Origin of the sequence: Companilactobacillus miaonis (genome assembly GCF_036913615.1) — a bacterium.
Lineage (GTDB): Bacteria > Bacillota > Bacilli > Lactobacillales > Lactobacillaceae > Companilactobacillus.
In genome coordinates, this window is the sequence record NZ_JAYKTX010000001.1 from 225,850 (window position 1) to 240,366 (window position 14,517).

Annotated in this window: 19 protein-coding genes; 10 read left to right on the plus strand and 9 right to left on the minus strand. The window is 34.6% G+C overall.

The features are described 5' to 3' along the window. Nucleotides 1-114: 114 nt before the first annotated feature. Both U8521_RS01070 and U8521_RS01075 read left to right on the plus strand, forming a co-directional pair. Nucleotides 115-369 (plus strand): AbrB/MazE/SpoVT family DNA-binding domain-containing protein, encoded by a 255-nt coding sequence (locus tag U8521_RS01070; protein ID WP_334351575.1) that lies wholly within the window; start codon nt 115-117, stop codon nt 367-369. Then, nucleotides 359-739 (plus strand): type II toxin-antitoxin system PemK/MazF family toxin, encoded by a 381-nt coding sequence (locus U8521_RS01075; RefSeq protein WP_334351576.1) that lies wholly within the window; start codon nt 359-361, stop codon nt 737-739. Before U8521_RS01070 ends, U8521_RS01075 begins: the two co-directional genes overlap by 11 nt. A gap of 87 nt (nt 740-826) precedes the next feature. Here the strand turns inward: U8521_RS01075 and U8521_RS01080 are convergent, their stop codons facing one another. From U8521_RS01080 to U8521_RS01100, 5 genes are all read right to left on the minus strand, one after another. Then, a complete protein-coding gene (locus U8521_RS01080; protein WP_334332852.1) occupies nt 827-1,558 on the minus strand; it encodes a TSUP family transporter in 732 nt (243 codons plus the stop codon). A 13-nt stretch (nt 1,559-1,571) separates the two neighbouring features. After that, complete coding sequence (locus tag U8521_RS01085) at nt 1,572-2,063, minus strand: VanZ family protein (RefSeq protein ID WP_334332853.1); 492 nt, start codon at nt 2,061-2,063, stop codon at nt 1,572-1,574. A 91-nt stretch (nt 2,064-2,154) separates the two neighbouring features. Next, nucleotides 2,155-3,024, minus strand: a complete 870-nt coding sequence (locus U8521_RS01090; protein WP_334351577.1) for an alpha/beta hydrolase — start codon at nt 3,022-3,024, stop codon at nt 2,155-2,157. After that, nucleotides 3,014-4,255, minus strand: coding sequence for a PTS transporter subunit EIIC (locus U8521_RS01095; RefSeq protein WP_334351578.1), 1,242 nt, complete (start codon nt 4,253-4,255; stop codon nt 3,014-3,016). Before U8521_RS01095 ends, U8521_RS01090 begins: the two co-directional genes overlap by 11 nt. Nucleotides 4,256-4,530: 275 nt before the next feature. Continuing rightward, nucleotides 4,531-4,818 carry a bacteriocin immunity family protein gene (locus U8521_RS01100; RefSeq protein ID WP_334332856.1) on the minus strand — a complete coding sequence of 96 codons (288 nt, stop codon included), beginning with the start codon at nt 4,816-4,818 and terminating at the stop codon, nt 4,531-4,533. 273 nt (nt 4,819-5,091) lie between these two features. On the opposite strand from U8521_RS01100, the gene U8521_RS01105 reads away from it, so the two are divergent. Further along, nucleotides 5,092-5,517, plus strand: a complete 426-nt coding sequence (locus U8521_RS01105) for an SLAP domain-containing protein (protein ID WP_334351579.1) — start codon at nt 5,092-5,094, stop codon at nt 5,515-5,517. Nucleotides 5,518-5,571: 54 nt separating this feature from the next. Here U8521_RS01105 and U8521_RS01110 read toward each other — a convergent pair whose 3' ends face one another. Beyond that, entirely contained in the window at nt 5,572-6,270 is a 699-nt protein-coding gene (locus U8521_RS01110) for an EAL domain-containing protein (RefSeq protein WP_334332858.1), read from the minus strand. A 139-nt stretch (nt 6,271-6,409) separates the two neighbouring features. Between U8521_RS01110 and U8521_RS01115 the strand changes: the two genes are divergently transcribed. The 7 genes from U8521_RS01115 (at nt 6,410) to U8521_RS01145 (ending at nt 12,062) form a co-directional block, all read left to right on the plus strand. Then, the gene (locus U8521_RS01115; RefSeq protein ID WP_334351580.1) at nt 6,410-7,762 is read left to right on the plus strand and encodes an FAD-dependent oxidoreductase; all 1,353 of its coding nucleotides are present in this window, start codon (nt 6,410-6,412) and stop codon (nt 7,760-7,762) included. A 154-nt stretch (nt 7,763-7,916) separates the two neighbouring features. Next, nucleotides 7,917-9,053 carry an MFS transporter gene (locus U8521_RS01120; protein WP_334351581.1) on the plus strand — a complete coding sequence of 379 codons (1,137 nt, stop codon included), beginning with the start codon at nt 7,917-7,919 and terminating at the stop codon, nt 9,051-9,053. Between the two features lie 162 nt (nt 9,054-9,215). Next, nucleotides 9,216-9,623, plus strand: a complete 408-nt coding sequence (locus U8521_RS01125) for an iron-sulfur cluster biosynthesis family protein (RefSeq protein ID WP_334332861.1) — start codon at nt 9,216-9,218, stop codon at nt 9,621-9,623. 159 nt (nt 9,624-9,782) lie between these two features. Continuing rightward, the gene (locus U8521_RS01130; protein WP_334332862.1) at nt 9,783-10,190 is read left to right on the plus strand and encodes an iron-sulfur cluster biosynthesis family protein; all 408 of its coding nucleotides are present in this window, start codon (nt 9,783-9,785) and stop codon (nt 10,188-10,190) included. A gap of 157 nt (nt 10,191-10,347) precedes the next feature. Beyond that, nucleotides 10,348-10,911: a cadmium resistance transporter gene (locus U8521_RS01135; protein ID WP_334351582.1), complete on the plus strand. Its 564-nt coding sequence runs from the start codon at nt 10,348-10,350 to the stop codon at nt 10,909-10,911. Between the two features lie 32 nt (nt 10,912-10,943). Beyond that, nucleotides 10,944-11,276: an ArsR/SmtB family transcription factor gene (locus tag U8521_RS01140; RefSeq protein WP_334332864.1), complete on the plus strand. Its 333-nt coding sequence runs from the start codon at nt 10,944-10,946 to the stop codon at nt 11,274-11,276. Between the two features lie 96 nt (nt 11,277-11,372). Further along, complete coding sequence (locus U8521_RS01145; protein ID WP_334351583.1) at nt 11,373-12,062, plus strand: YjjG family noncanonical pyrimidine nucleotidase; 690 nt, start codon at nt 11,373-11,375, stop codon at nt 12,060-12,062. Here U8521_RS01145 and U8521_RS01150 read toward each other — a convergent pair. From U8521_RS01150 to U8521_RS01160, 3 genes are read right to left on the minus strand one after another with little or no spacing between them, the layout of a single operon-like run. Then, nucleotides 12,042-12,986, minus strand: coding sequence for a quinone oxidoreductase family protein (locus tag U8521_RS01150; protein WP_334351584.1), 945 nt, complete (start codon nt 12,984-12,986; stop codon nt 12,042-12,044). The two genes, U8521_RS01145 and U8521_RS01150, sit on opposite strands and share 21 nt — an antisense overlap. Nucleotides 12,987-13,024: 38 nt before the next feature. Beyond that, complete coding sequence (locus U8521_RS01155) at nt 13,025-13,654, minus strand: ABC-2 transporter permease (protein WP_334351585.1); 630 nt, start codon at nt 13,652-13,654, stop codon at nt 13,025-13,027. Between the two features lie 14 nt (nt 13,655-13,668). Then, on the minus strand, nt 13,669-14,517 hold the full coding sequence (locus U8521_RS01160; protein WP_334351586.1) for an ATP-binding cassette domain-containing protein: 849 nt from the start codon (nt 14,515-14,517) through the stop codon (nt 13,669-13,671).

Here is a 14,517-nt window from a genome sequence, read left to right on the forward strand (position 1 = left end):
TTCAATTTTCTAATTTAGAAAAAAACGTAATTTACTTTATACACCAAAAAATTTGACCCACCTACGTAATTACATATATAATTACGTAGAATAAAGGGATTGGAGTGAATGTAATTGAAACAAATAGCTACTGCATCAAATGTAAAAGCTAGAAAGCAAGGAAATTCAATCACCCTAACTGTACCTGCATCTTTTGGAGTTGTTCCAGATGCAATTTATAAACCAGTATTAAAATCTGACGGAACAATTGTTTATAAACCTAACAAAAATAAAAATCTATTTGATACTGATTTTAATTTCAGAGAAGCTATGCGAGAAATGAACATTAAGGACAATGGTAACTTAGTAGGTAAAGAAAATGTGTGGTAAAAATTCTTTCCCTAATCAAGGAGATATAATCTGGATAGACGCAGAGCCACATGCAGGCAAAGAATATGGTGGTCACAATGATCAAAATTTTCGTCGACCAATGCTTGTAATCAGCGGTAAAATTTATAACGAAAATACAGGAATGATAGTTGGCTTTCCGATAACCTCTTCAAAAATTCCCGGAAATTTTCCCTCTGGTCTGAAAATCAAAATTGAAGATCAGTCAATTCACGGATATGCTATCCTTGGTAATTTATTAGGATATGACTTTCAAGGACAACATGGAAAAATTGTCGGTAAAATAAATAATTCCGCAAAGCGACAGGCACTACAAGCAATCAAAAATATATTTGACATTCTAATTGAATAATCCTCAAAAAAGAGAGAGCAACTATATTGCAGTCAACGACTTTAATATTATTGCTCTCTCTTTTTGTAAAAATACAGCACACCATTTTTAAATTGAAGTCAACAAATAATAACAACCACTAAATCCGATAAAAAGATAAATTATCATTTTCATGATTCTAATATTTAAATGGCCGACTAATCGATTTGCCAGAATCGTTCCTAGTAATGCTCCAATAATACCGACGATAACAAATTTCAAATTATCTAACGTCAAAATACCAGAACTAAATCTCAAAGTCGTCATCACAAGAGTATCTAATAGGAAAAAAGTTTGTAAATTTGCTAAGTAATTCTCCTTTGATTCTGAAATGGTTAAGAAATAAAGTGCCATTAATGGCCCACCAATGCCAAATAGACCGTTGAAAAAGCCCGATATGATGGCAAAAATTACCATAACAATAAACGGAATTGCCTTTACGGTAATAGATTTCCAACTCATGACTGAATAATACAATGATAAAATTATCAATAAAAGTCCCAACAAGATTTTCAAGTGATTGCTAGCTAAACTTCCACTGATAAGTAACGAAGAAACGGCTACGACAATATAAATTGCGAATGGAACAACCAATTTTTTGGGCGTTAACGATTTTCGATATCGCCAAGCCAACATAATTGTGGCAATCAGCATTGTTAGCGTTGAAACTCCCGCACTTTGATTAATTGGCAAAAGACTGGGCAGAAATACCATCATGACAATTCCTGAACCAAATCCAGTCACACCTTGAACAAAACCTGCTAAAAGTGCTCCAAAAATTAAAACAATTATCCAACTCACAGAATTCCCCCCTCTACTTATCTTTTTTCATTTGTCGATAGATCAACATCAATATAGCTCCAATGACAACCCCTAAGGCATTGGACAAAATATCATTAATATCACTAGTCCGATTTATAAAGAACACATGTGACAAAATGTATTGAATCGTCTCAAAGCTTGTTCCAAAAAATATCCCTAAAATTGCCACGAGTGTTAATGGAATTTTTGACAAATATTTTTTTATTATAACTCCCAGAGGCACCGTCATTAAAATATTTTCGTAAAATTGAAGATTATTGATTTGTAATTGACGAAGATTTACCCGTCCAATCCCTGGTGGCATGATTTGAATCGTAATTCCATCTGAAGAAATTGGCATAAATAAAATTGCCAAAAGACAAACTAAATACAGCCAAGCTAACACTACAAAACTTGGTTGCGTCAACTTCCTATAATTAATTACAATATCTAAACCACTAACAAAAGCTAAAAATAAAATAAACAATGCCGGTATCCAACGCATCTTAAAAGCCTCTTTTCGTGCAATAGAATATATCATAATACTAATTAACCAGCAAAAAAAGCGCCTCTATGCAAAATACATAGAAGTGCTTTTATTGACCATCCATTGAAATTGCACCTTGCTGATTACGTGGCAACTTCTTAGGATCCAAAATATAACGATTGATCAAATCAATAATCTGATCATTCTGCGGCAAATCTGAGTGTTGCGCATCCGAACCAGAAACGGAAATCGTTGTAAAGTGTTTAACTTGACCTTGATAAATATATTTACCAGCCATCACGCTTCCCAATGGTACTAACCCATCTGAATTGTAAGTTTCAGTTCCGGCGACAAAATAAACACTTAAATTCTTAGGAATTTTACTACGATTTTGAATAAAATCAGATAACATCTGAGTTTTGTGCTGAACCGATTTTTCATTGAAATTATATGGTGAACCAATAGTCATCAGTTGTTTGATCGTAATTTGATCGGCATATTGGGAATAATAATTTTCCAGAAAAGCCGTATAGATCAAACCACCATTTGAGTGACCGATGGCCTTAAAATTATTAAAGTTATATTGTTTCGTGATAGCCTTAAAAGCCAGATTGAACCATTTAGCTTGCTTCTTAATATTGTCGTAACCATCGTGATTATTAGCAAATCCAACTACAAAAATTGGTTCATTATCACCCTTCCTCAACTCCCCGGTGAAATGCAGTTTACCTTCCGTGCTGACTTGAATTTTAATCAAGCTGTGGGGATTACGATTGTGCTGATTCAGCTTCTTGACCAACGTGTCAAAGCGATTCTCAGTCGCGGAACTTCCTGGGATCATAATCACTGGCGACAATTTAGAATTACGTAGTTTTGAAAGATCATTTACATTTTGATGTGACCACCCGAGCGAAACAAAAATCAAAATTGCAGCCACGACTACCCCTAAAATGCTACTAAACCAAATTTTAGTTTTCATCGATTTCACCAGCTTTTTGACTAATTTGATCGGATAATTTAACAAATGGCCAATAAACCAAGACGTCGATCACTAATAAAAATGCACCTAAAATTAAGGTCAACCAGTTACCGTTCGTTCCGATAAAGGCTATCAAAGGTCCCGGTGTCCCCAAAGGAACTGGATATGCCGCAATCGGAATCCAATGTAGGCTGATAAAAATTGCGGCAACTAGCATATTGAATAATGGCACGATAATAAACGGCAACAAAAATACTGGATTGAATAATACTGGAATTCCGAGCATCATTGCATAGTGATTATTAAAAATCGCCGGAAAAATTGACCAGTGGGAAACATTTCGAGTCCGTTGTTTTTTAGAAAAAATTAAAATAGCAATAATCAAAGCAATCATCACGCCACTGCCACCAAAATTGGCAAAACTATGGAACAATGTAGTATCAGTGTATTTGTAGGGTACGTTCCAAGAATTACCTGCCTTTAATGCCGCATTCATATTTCCCATCGATGCCGTATCGGTAAAAGTTGGACTTCCAGAAAATGGTCCCCCGACTGCCATCCAAGATAAAATATTAGTTAAGACACCCATCCCTAAAACGTACAACAAAGCATTGAATTGCGTATGCTTAACGACAAAGCTGGCTACATAAGTTGGAATTTCTAATCTTAATAAGCTTAAACTGGCTAAATTAAGCACGGCTGCAACCAACATCACGATAAAAATTGGTAAAATAATTTTTAAATGATCACTGATCTTTGTGTTTTCAAAAAAAATTGTCAGGCGACTACTAAAATAGCCTACAACTAAAGCGAATAGCATTCCTTCAGACATCAAAAAATGGCTAAAATTTGGGATTCCACCCTCCAGTGGCTGAAAAGAAACAATTAAGTAGGCCAGTAATCCAATGACTCCAGCGATTGCTCCTTCTTTTTGATATTCTTTAGCGGTGTAATAGGCTATTCCAAATGCAGCATACAAGGCAATCATGTCAATGGTACAGTGGAAAATAACTCCCATGACCCAACTGATTTCCTTGTCATACGGCAACCAATGATAGATGCCAAACATCTGAGACATATAACCATTTTTATTTAGAAAAACGAATTTTATAGTTTCCGCAAAACTGCCTAGCAGCATAATTGGAAACAACAACGTTAAGGTATTACGTACAGCACTGGCTAACTTAGTGTTTCTAACTTGAGCTGAGAAATTTAGTAATCGATTAATCATCTTATCCTCACAACCATTCGATACATACTAAAATACTTTTTTATTATTGTCTTTTTGGCATAATTTTTCCATAAAAAATAAACGAAAATTGAATTTATTTTTTGAGGTGGTGGTGAAGTATGGATAGTATGGCACTACTAGTTTGCTGCGGTCCCATGCATATCTTGTAATGTCTTCTATTTTTTATAAAATTTTACTAACTAAAATTCAAATGGTCATAGCGCATCCACCTCACGACAAAAAAAGAGCAAGGACATCTTCCCTGCTCTTTTTTGTTATTCCATTCCGGTTGGCAACTTTTGATAGGCACGACCGTGTGTGTCGTTGATAGTTGCTTGATATAAAACATCGATTGCTTTAGGACCACCTGTGTGACCCATTCCCCAATATTGTAATGATTTGTTTAAATTAGCGGCAACTTGATGATAATTGTCAGTTTTTTTTAATTGCTTTGCACTCTTAACTAAGAGGCCCATCAATTCAGAGTTCTTTTGAACTTCTTGATCTAAACTTGCGGTGTGAATTGCTTGCATTAAGCTTTCTGCTGGTTCTAATTCTGCCATTTTGACATCCCCCTTTGTACATGTAAAGGGTAACATTACAATTTTTGTTGTCAATGAAACCTTGACGTAATGCCAACTCTAGCGAAAAATTAGATAATATCTTTGAATTAAATGAGTATTCACCTACTTTTGGCACAAAAATATACACAATGGCAACATGTCAAACAAGCTTTTTTAGACGGAGGGTATTATGATAATTTTTGATAACAGGATATTAATAAACTAGTTATCAATGAAAGAAATCTAAATAGGTATCTTTTAGGAGATTAGATCATGAAACTATTAAACAAATGCTTATTATTAACTTCTTTATTTACAGTCGGTGTTGCACCAGTCATCGCAACAACACCTGTTCAAGCTGCTTCAACTAAGACATGCACCGTTAAGAGTATTCAAGAGCAAAATCTCTACTTCTTAGTTGGCAAAGATAAATTAGTTAAAGCCAGAGACGTTAAAATAGTTACTAATGGTTCTCCAGATGTTACAGGAACGAATGATGTTGTGACATCTAGTAACGGTAAATATTCAATTGAAGTAACCGTTCCTAACGCAACGACCTACAATCTAAAGGGCGAAAAGTTACCACACGATTTATTACAAGGAACAACTTGCTCATTGGGTGGTCAAAAGGAATTTGCTAATAAGACCTACTATCAAGTTTCTGAACATCACATTGTTCCCATGACTAGAGTTAGATAGTTTGTGAACAAAAAAAGTGTCGATTGAATTTTCAAAAATTCATCGACACTTTTTTTATGCAGACAATACTGTAGTATCACCTGGCAATGGCAATAATTCTGGTTTACCGTAATAATAGCCTTGACGGAAGTTAATTCCTAGGCTATCACTCATTAAATCGTCTTGGTTGTCTTCGACTCCTTCAAGTACTAGCCTCTGTCCAAATTTGTCGGCGAGATGTTTCCACTTCATCAATTTCTCGCGTAAATTGGGATCTTCGATATTAGAACGAAAATTTTGTAGAGCAAACTTTATTTCTGAAGCTAATGGTAACAAATCTTTAATATGCTCAATTCCATTGATACCCGTACCAACATCATCGAGTGAAATTTGCATCCCATGTTCCATAAATCTTCTTAATTGTGGAATCAACCGACTGTCAGGATATTCTTTAGGTCCCTTATCTTCAGTTAATTCAACTACCAACTTAGTTGGAAAAAGTTGCATTTGGCTTTGAATAATAGCATCAGTCATTTGCGTATCCATCAGTTGCTCACGGTTTACATTAACTGAACAATATTGAACCTTTAATCCTAAAATTTTTGTACTGGCGATTAACAATTTTGAAACGATACCGACGTCAATATCAACGAATGATTCAGGAAGTCTCCAACCTTCGGGAGTCCATTTCTTAATTAAAAGTTCATAGCCCATTATGGTCTGCGTGTGCATATCAATCTGTGGCTGTACAAAATACCGATAAATATCTTTCATTAAATGCCTTCTTTTTTTAAATTTGATTTATTACGCTTACATTTTTAACAAATCATCTTGACTTTAGTATACTCTACATTAGATAGAAAATATTATAAAAATTATATTAAATATAATTAGAAAAGTGTGAAATGTTCTAATGAAAGTTGCCATTATTGGACGTACCCACGCCGGCATCTCGGCTATGAAACAGTGCTTAAAGTACTACCCTGACGCGGAAATTACCGTTTACGAAAGACATGCAAGCATTTCTTATTTGTCTTGTGCGACTTATCTCCATATCAGCGGAAGTGTCCCCAATTTGGAAGACGCAATGTATGCTGATCCCGATGAATTTACCAAGCAGGGCGTCAATATGCGAATGGAGCATGACGTAATCACAATTGATTCCAAGAAACATACTATCTTCGCTCAGAATTTAAAAACTAAAGAATTCATCAACGATACTTACGATAAGTTGATCATGACTACTGGTTCACGAACTTCGATTCCCGTTATTCAAGGTATTGAGAACCCAAAAGTTATGCTTTGTAAAACTTGTGATCAAGCTAGAAAACTTGGCGAGGCTGCAAAAAAATGTCATAAAATTGCCATCATCGGTGGAGGTTATGCTGGCGTCGAGTTAGCTGAGGGTTACGTCAAATCCGGTCATGAGGTAGTTTTGATCCACAAGCACACACACTTGTTGAATGAATATATGGACCCAGTTATGGCTGAAAACGTGAAGACTCTTCTGGAGCAAAACGATATCAAGGTTTTAACTAAAACAACTGTCACGCGTTTTGAAAACACTGAGAATAACCAAGTCCTAATTAAAACTAACAACCAAAATTTCACTGTCGATATGGTTGCTATCAATCCTGGTGTTTTACCACAATCAGATATTTTAAAGGGCCAAGTTGAGATGGCTAAAAATGGTGCAATCCTGACGAATGAATACATGGAGACCTCAGATCCTGATATTTTTGCAGCTGGTGACGTCACCCAAGTTCATTACAATCCGACTTTGACCTCACGTTATATTCCATTAGCATCTCATGCAATTAGACAAGGAAATATTGCTGGAGCAAATCTTTTCAAACATCACCTTAAATCAATGGGAACTCAAGCCACAACTGCAATGTTATTGTTTGATCAAACCGTGGCTTGCACTGGATTGACAATTGAAGCCGCTAAAACTGCTGGATTCGACGTTCAAAGTGTCTTCTTCAACGGCATTTACCGCCCGGCTTTTATGCCAAGTAATGCAACTATCGACATTGAATTGCTCTATGACCGCAAAACCCGCCGTGTCTTAGGTGCTCAGTTAATGAGTCCACACGAAATTTCCCAGTCCGCTAACACGATTTCTGTCATCATTCAGAATAAAAATACGATTGATGACTTAGCTTATGTTGATATGTTGTTCTCGCCTAACTTTGATGAACCATTCAACTATTTAAACTTGGCTGCTCAAAAAGCGGTTGACCAAGAATTTAAACATAATAATTAGTAAAAGCGACCACTTAATTGTCGGTCGCTTTTTTTAAACTCTGCTATATTGACCAAATGTCTGTGAGAATTGTCCTCCTTTACTTGTAGAAATGTCCTCAAACAGACTTTAATAGATGATAAGGTAAGTCTATTAAAGACTTCCGAGGCCTAGTATGAAACAAAAATTAAAAACTACTATCAGTATCTTAAGCTTATCAACTGTCACGAATATAACCACCATTATCACTGGCGTTATTCCCCAACTCAAACAGTCATTTCCTACTATTCCGACAACTCTGATTGAATGGTCAGTCACCGTTGCCAATTTGAGTGCTTTAGTGACACTACTTTTAAATCCCAAATTAACTGAAAAGTTTTCGATCAAAGCTGTTGTAGTCACTGGATTAATTTTCAGTGCCCTGACTGGATTGATTCCCGCGTTCATCAATAACTTTTGGGCAATTTTTGTCAGTCGAATCCTTTTAGGTTTAGGTGTCGGTTTATTTTCACCACATGCCATCAGTTTGATTGCCCATTCTTATTCCGGTGAATTAAGGGCTCGGCTCTTGGGTTATCAGACTGGTTTGACTGCTTTAGGGAATTCTATTTTATTGGCTTTTGCTGGTATTTTGATTGGAATCTCTTGGCATCAAGTATTTTTCCTACATCTACTATTATTAATCATTGCTCTATTGATTTTCCTCTTTGTACCAAACATCAAAGTTGATTCAAAAGAATCAAAGGCTTCCTTACCAAAAACTAAATGGCGTTTGATTCTAATAATGTTTATTACTTATCTTTTAATCTGGGGCGTGCAATTAAAGCTACCTAGTTACTTCACTTACAAAAAGCTAGGTGATTCTCAAATTATTAATTGGACTCTTTCAGCAATGAATCTCGGAGGATTATTAGCTGGATTAACTTTTGGTATGATTCATAAAAAGATTCACCGCTATACTTTAACTCTTGGCTACTGTGGAGCTGCACTCTCACTACTATTACTTTGGATAACAAACAATGGCATAATTGCGATTGCCAGTGCCGTCTTCTTTAATTTTATTTACTCCTATACAGGTCCATTTCTAGTCTTCACTAGCAACCAAGGTCTTAAACAGGAGCAAATCAATACTTTAAGTAGTTACTTAACAATTGCTACGATCATCAGTGCGTTTTTTGCCCCATTACTATGGAACACCTTAGGAATTTTAGGCACTGGCGATGTTAGTGAAAATGTCTTATTCTTGATTACATTGTTACTATTTGGTTTAACATTTTTATCTATCTCAAAAAAATTTATTGCAGAAAAATAGCTTTTATTCCAATACTTACAAAACATTATTAATATTTTATATTTTTTATGTGAGCAAGATGTTTGCAACTGATTCTTTTATGCTGTAAATTAATACGTGTAATAAAGGTTGCGTACAAATAGCAATTGCACAATTAACTTTGTGACGGAAAGGATCTTAATTATGAAACTTAATTTTAAAGATGATGCACTAAAATATTTGGCAGACAAAATTCCTGCAGGAAGTACAGTTATTTTGACTACTGATGACGGATCAAACAAGTACTCAAGTTTAGGTGGTAGCTGTGCCATTGGTGATAAATTCCAATTAGTTATTCTTAAAGATGCCGATCCTAAGTACACTGTTCCCATAGAAAATAATGCTGGTTATGTTATGAGTACAGCAGAACAATACACTGACTTCTTTACAGCAGGTTTGAATATTTCATTGTGGCACAATGCCCTTGCGCTCAAAGATAACTCAGGTATTTTGGACGGTGCCCTTTCAGTTGTTGATTGGAGAAACGTAAAACCTGAAACTGAAAAAGAACGTCATGATAAGATGGTTAAACTTGGCGACCAAATCTGCTAAGCTAAAAAAAGATGTGCATGAAGTACATCTTTTAATTTTAAATAATAAATTGTGTGCAATTAACTTGCACATAATCGATTTAAGATGTATACTAGTATTTGTAATAAAGATTGAACACAAGATAATTTAACAAAATAAATAAAAAGAGGTTTTACATTTATGAAAATTAATATTAAAGATGAAGCACAAGCATACTTAAACGAAAGAATTCCTAGCGGTTACCCAATGATCCTAACAACAGATGATGGTTCAAATAAATACTCTAGCCTTGGTGGTAGCTGTGCTATTGGTGATAAATTCCAAATCGTTATCTTAAAAGATGAAGATCCTAATTATACAGAAACTTTGGAAAATAACGCCGGATACGACTTAAAGACATCCCCTAACGATGCTGATTTGATGACAAACGGATTAAATATTTCTCTATGGCATAATGCTCTAGCTTTAAAAGATAACTCAGGAATCTTAGATGGTGCCCTTTCAGTTGTTGACTGGAGAGACGTAAAGCCATTAACAGATGAAGAAAGACATGAACAAATGGTTAAATTAGGTGATCAAATCTGTTAATAAGGAATATTGAAAATTCCCAGATTTATCACAATTATCCTCAAAACAAAAATATTCGAACAAGTCTACTAAATCCAAAATAGACTTGTTCGTTTTTTTTGAATTATATATGTTATAATCAACATATGTTATCAATAACATATGAAAGAGGCAAAAAATGAATTACTGGCTTTTACTGTTAACGTTTTTGAGTGTAAATCTTGATTTTTTCTTTATGTTACTTTTCTTATTAAAAAAGTATTCTTTAGTTAAGGTTATAATCGGTTATTTACTGGGTAACATCATTTTACTGATACTCAGTTTTATTCTTGGTAAAACTTTATCAACATTTCTACCTGAGTGGATTTTAGGAACCCTAGGAATAATCCCCATCTATCTAGCTTTTCATGATGACGATGATGATGAAAAACACCCTACCCATAAATCAAACATAATCAGCGTTTTGCTTACTTATTTATCCGTCTGTGCAGGCTGTAATTTATCAATTTTCTTACCGGTTCTAATTCAAGAGAATTTACAAACTTTTCTGCTGACATTATTATTCATTAGCTGTTTAACCATCGTGATTGTTTTTCTAATCAAATTGATATCTAATTTTGCACTCATTTCACACTTAATGGAAAAATACGGTGATACGGCAATGAAAATTTGTTATCTGACCATCGGTTTATACGTTTTCTGGGATAGTGGTTTAATTACCCATCTCTTGGTTCTGCTATAATTAAGTTAATATACAAAAAGGACTTAATTAAAATGAGTAAGAAAATGGTTAATTTAATAAATCCTAACCAATTAGTAGAATCAGAACGAATTTTCAAATTATTAAGCAATCCTAATCGCTTACAAATGTTAAAGCTACTGGAAGAAAAATCATTAAGCGTCAATGAAATCAGTCAAACTTTAAATATCGAACAGTCAGTTGTTTCACACCAATTGGCAATTTTAAAAAAACATCAATTAGTCAGCTCAAAAAAAGACGGTAAATTTAATTATTACCGCCTAGATGATCCACATATTCTCGATGTCATCAATGAAATGTTAGAGCACGCTGATCACGTAATCCGTGGAAAAAAACATGGTGAATAAAGTAAAAAAAGTTTCCAACTTCAAATCATTTATCATTATCACGCTTCAATAATCCAGTATAATAAAAGTTATGAGAACTATAAATGGAGGAAAATTATGAAATATCCAATTTTGTTATTTGATTTGGACAACACGATTCTTGATACCAAGGCCAATGCTGAAAAAGCTCTCCACAAAATGTCTCCGTTGATTGACTTTCCGTTCAATCCGGAACAAATTAAATACTGGCATGTGCTAAATGATCAACTTTGGGAAGAATTTGAACAAAAAAAATTAACTCGCTCTGATTTGTTAGTCAAAAGATTTAAACTTTATTTTGAACACTTTAATCGTAAAGTTGATGGCGAAAAGTTCAATCAAACTTACTTAAACCTCTTCAAAATGCAAGATGTGTTAATGCCCCATGCACAAAATGCTTTAGAAAAATTAAGCCACAATCATCGCATCTTTGCTGTTTCCAACGGAACTAAAGACAAGCAATACAACCAATTGACCCAATCACACTTGATGCAATACTTTGAAAAACTCTATTTATCCGAAGATATCGGTTACCAAAAGCCTGATCCAACTTTCTTCAAATACGTTGTCGATGATTTGAATTGGTCAAAATCGCAAATGCTAGTAATTGGGGACTCCCTAACAGCTGATATTTCTGGAGCCAACAAAGCTGATTTAGATAGTGTCTGGTTCAACCCTAAAAAAGTTAATAACGACACTAATTTTCGACCTACTTTTGAAATTAGTGATTTAAATCAATTGATCACCTTAATTGACGGTCAAAACTAATTTAGCTTTAACGTGTTGTTCCATCAATTCATGCGCATGTTGAGCTTGCGTGATGGGAAGTGACAAAATTTCCTCATCCAAAAGTTTACCCTGGGCAAAATATTGATTCAACAACTTAGCTGAAGTCTGAATTTGTGACAAACTGGCGTGACTGATGACAAAGCCTTTGATCGACTGACTCTGGGTGTACATTTGCCGGACGTTGAAATTGAAATTGTTATCTTTAGGTGCGGTAATTAAGCCAATTTGACCGAACAAATTCAGTTTATCGAGATTAGTTTGCAAAGAAACTTTACCAGAAGTATCTATTATATAGTCGAATTTATCAGCAATTTTTGCTGTCGACTGTTGATAGTCAAAACAATTCTTGGAGCCCAGCTGTGCTAATTTGGCAAAATCCTTTTGATTGCTAGTCGTTGAAACCACAAGACCTGCTAAATTTGCTAACTCAACCAATTTACGACCAACATGCCCTGCTCCACCTTCAATCAAAATTTTCTTACCTTTATTTATCTGAAAAATATCTCTCAAAATTATGGCAGCAGTTGCACTCGAATGGACGCTCGCTACTAATTTAATTGGATCTACCTTAGGTGCAACGAAAAGTCTATCTTTTGGTATAGCAACAAATTCACTAGTCGTTCCAGTTCTACCGTCATATCCCATGCTATTGGTCCAAACTAACTGACCTTTAACGAAACCATTATTAGTGTCAACCACTTCACCAACAGCATCGCGACCGATTACGAAGGGAAATTTCATTTCCGTTTTAAACCCACCACCGCGAACAAAGGTATCAACATAGTTAACTGAAACAGCTATCACCCTAACTAAGACTTCATCAGCTTTAGTTTTCGGTATTGGCAGATCACCTATTTGGATTTCTTTAAAACTACCAGTTTGTTTAATAAATGCTGCTTTCATATTTTCACCTCAGAAAAAGGCCTCGTATCGGGGCCTTTTTAAAATTCCTTTTTTTCCATGATCAAGATGCTACTATACAAAGAAATTATCAAAGCTACTATTGCCACCAATAGAGAGAACAAAAATAAGGTTACATCGCTCATCTCTGACAATTTTCGGATAATTTCTGTTAAATTCAGTGCTTGCAGATTATCTTTGATCAGCATCCCTAGAAAAAATATTACTCCAATTATACCAATAAGGATAATTCTTCCTTTCTCACCACCAAATTTTAATTGGATCGGCAACATTAAAGCTAAAGCAATAATTATCATCGACAGCATTGGCAACGCTTGTTCAAAAATTCCGGTCATTTCAACATGATTAATAACTACAGCTATTAAACTAATCATCATGCCAACAATTATAAAGCAAATCCCAATGGTTAAACCAAATAAATATTTTTCATAAACATAACTTTTTCTTGTAATCGGTAGTGTAAATAAAAATGCGTTACCATTATCAAATTCATCGTAACTGATCGAACTTAATGTAAACAATGATCCAATCAAACCCAAGAATCCGATTGCAAAATAATTTTCTTTCGACCAGACCGTCATAACTAATGCAATTGCGATTATCAATAAATAAGCATTCTTTTGTTCTTTCATCAACTCAAAATCTTTCACAAAAAGTCCCTTCACTACTTGTCACCTCGACTCATCATTGTAATTACTTCATCAATATTGCCATTTTCGACCACTAAATCAGGATAATTCTCTAAGTAAAATTGTTTCTGATTGGTTAAGCAACTGTAACCGAAACTTTCTTTTTTTATTTTAAGCAGATAATCTTTATCTAACTTAGCAAATTGGTCTTCATTTACTTTCAACATTCCGTATTCACTTAACAAGACATCAGTATCTTCATGCAAAACGATTTTTCCTTGATTGATCATGTAGAGATCATCACACAATGATTCTAAATCACTAGAAATGTGGGAACTAATTAAAATCGAATTGTCCTCGTCCTTTTCTAGAAATTCTCTTAAAATATCCAACAATTCATCTCGAGCCACGACATCTAATCCTGCAGTCGGTTCATCAAGAATCAACAACTTAGCACCATGCGACATCGCAACCAAAATTTTTATCTTCACTTTCATTCCCGTCGATAGCTCTTTAATTTTTTTATTCCAAGGCAATTCAAATTTATCAACTTGTTTACTAAAAAATTCTTTATCAAAATTGCTATATAAATTATTCAAAACCGGCATGATATCCTTAATTGTCAAAAAGCCACTGAAACCAGAGTCCGCCAAAACAACTCCAATATTTTCCTTATCGGCAACAGTTAACTGTGAAATAGGTTTGTCAAACAACGTAATTGAACCACTATCAATTCTAATTAAGCCCAAAATTGCCTTAAAAGTAGTACTTTTACCAGAACCGTTTTGACCAATCAAACCAGTAACTTGACCCTGTTTTACCTTTAAAGAACAATCCAGTTTGAACTTAGGATAAGTTTTTTGAATGTCTTTTACTTCTAACAC

Bases quoted from the DNA above. Each gene is read 5' to 3' on its own strand.
- U8521_RS01110 (WP_334332858.1), bottom strand. From the start codon at position 6,270: ATGAAAGATATTTATCGGTATTTTGTACAGCCACAGATTGATATGCAC.
- U8521_RS01140 (WP_334332864.1), top strand. From the start codon at position 10,944: ATGAGTAAGAAAATGGTTAATTTAATAAATCCTAACCAATTAGTAGAA.
- U8521_RS01150 (WP_334351584.1), bottom strand. From the start codon at position 12,986: ATGAAAGCAGCATTTATTAAACAAACTGGTAGTTTTAAAGAAATCCAA.
- U8521_RS01090 (WP_334351577.1), bottom strand. From the start codon at position 3,024: ATGAAAACTAAAATTTGGTTTAGTAGCATTTTAGGGGTAGTCGTGGCT.
- U8521_RS01095 (WP_334351578.1), bottom strand. From the start codon at position 4,255: ATGATTAATCGATTACTAAATTTCTCAGCTCAAGTTAGAAACACTAAG.
- U8521_RS01075 (WP_334351576.1), top strand. From the start codon at position 359: ATGTGTGGTAAAAATTCTTTCCCTAATCAAGGAGATATAATCTGGATA.
- U8521_RS01130 (WP_334332862.1), top strand. From the start codon at position 9,783: ATGAAAATTAATATTAAAGATGAAGCACAAGCATACTTAAACGAAAGA.
- U8521_RS01125 (WP_334332861.1), top strand. From the start codon at position 9,216: ATGAAACTTAATTTTAAAGATGATGCACTAAAATATTTGGCAGACAAA.
- U8521_RS01145 (WP_334351583.1), top strand. From the start codon at position 11,373: ATGAAATATCCAATTTTGTTATTTGATTTGGACAACACGATTCTTGAT.
- U8521_RS01135 (WP_334351582.1), top strand. From the start codon at position 10,348: ATGAATTACTGGCTTTTACTGTTAACGTTTTTGAGTGTAAATCTTGAT.
- U8521_RS01105 (WP_334351579.1), top strand. From the start codon at position 5,092: ATGAAACTATTAAACAAATGCTTATTATTAACTTCTTTATTTACAGTC.
- U8521_RS01115 (WP_334351580.1), top strand. From the start codon at position 6,410: ATGAAAGTTGCCATTATTGGACGTACCCACGCCGGCATCTCGGCTATG.
- U8521_RS01085 (WP_334332853.1), bottom strand. From the start codon at position 2,063: ATGCGTTGGATACCGGCATTGTTTATTTTATTTTTAGCTTTTGTTAGT.
- U8521_RS01100 (WP_334332856.1), bottom strand. From the start codon at position 4,818: ATGGCAGAATTAGAACCAGCAGAAAGCTTAATGCAAGCAATTCACACC.
- U8521_RS01120 (WP_334351581.1), top strand. From the start codon at position 7,917: ATGAAACAAAAATTAAAAACTACTATCAGTATCTTAAGCTTATCAACT.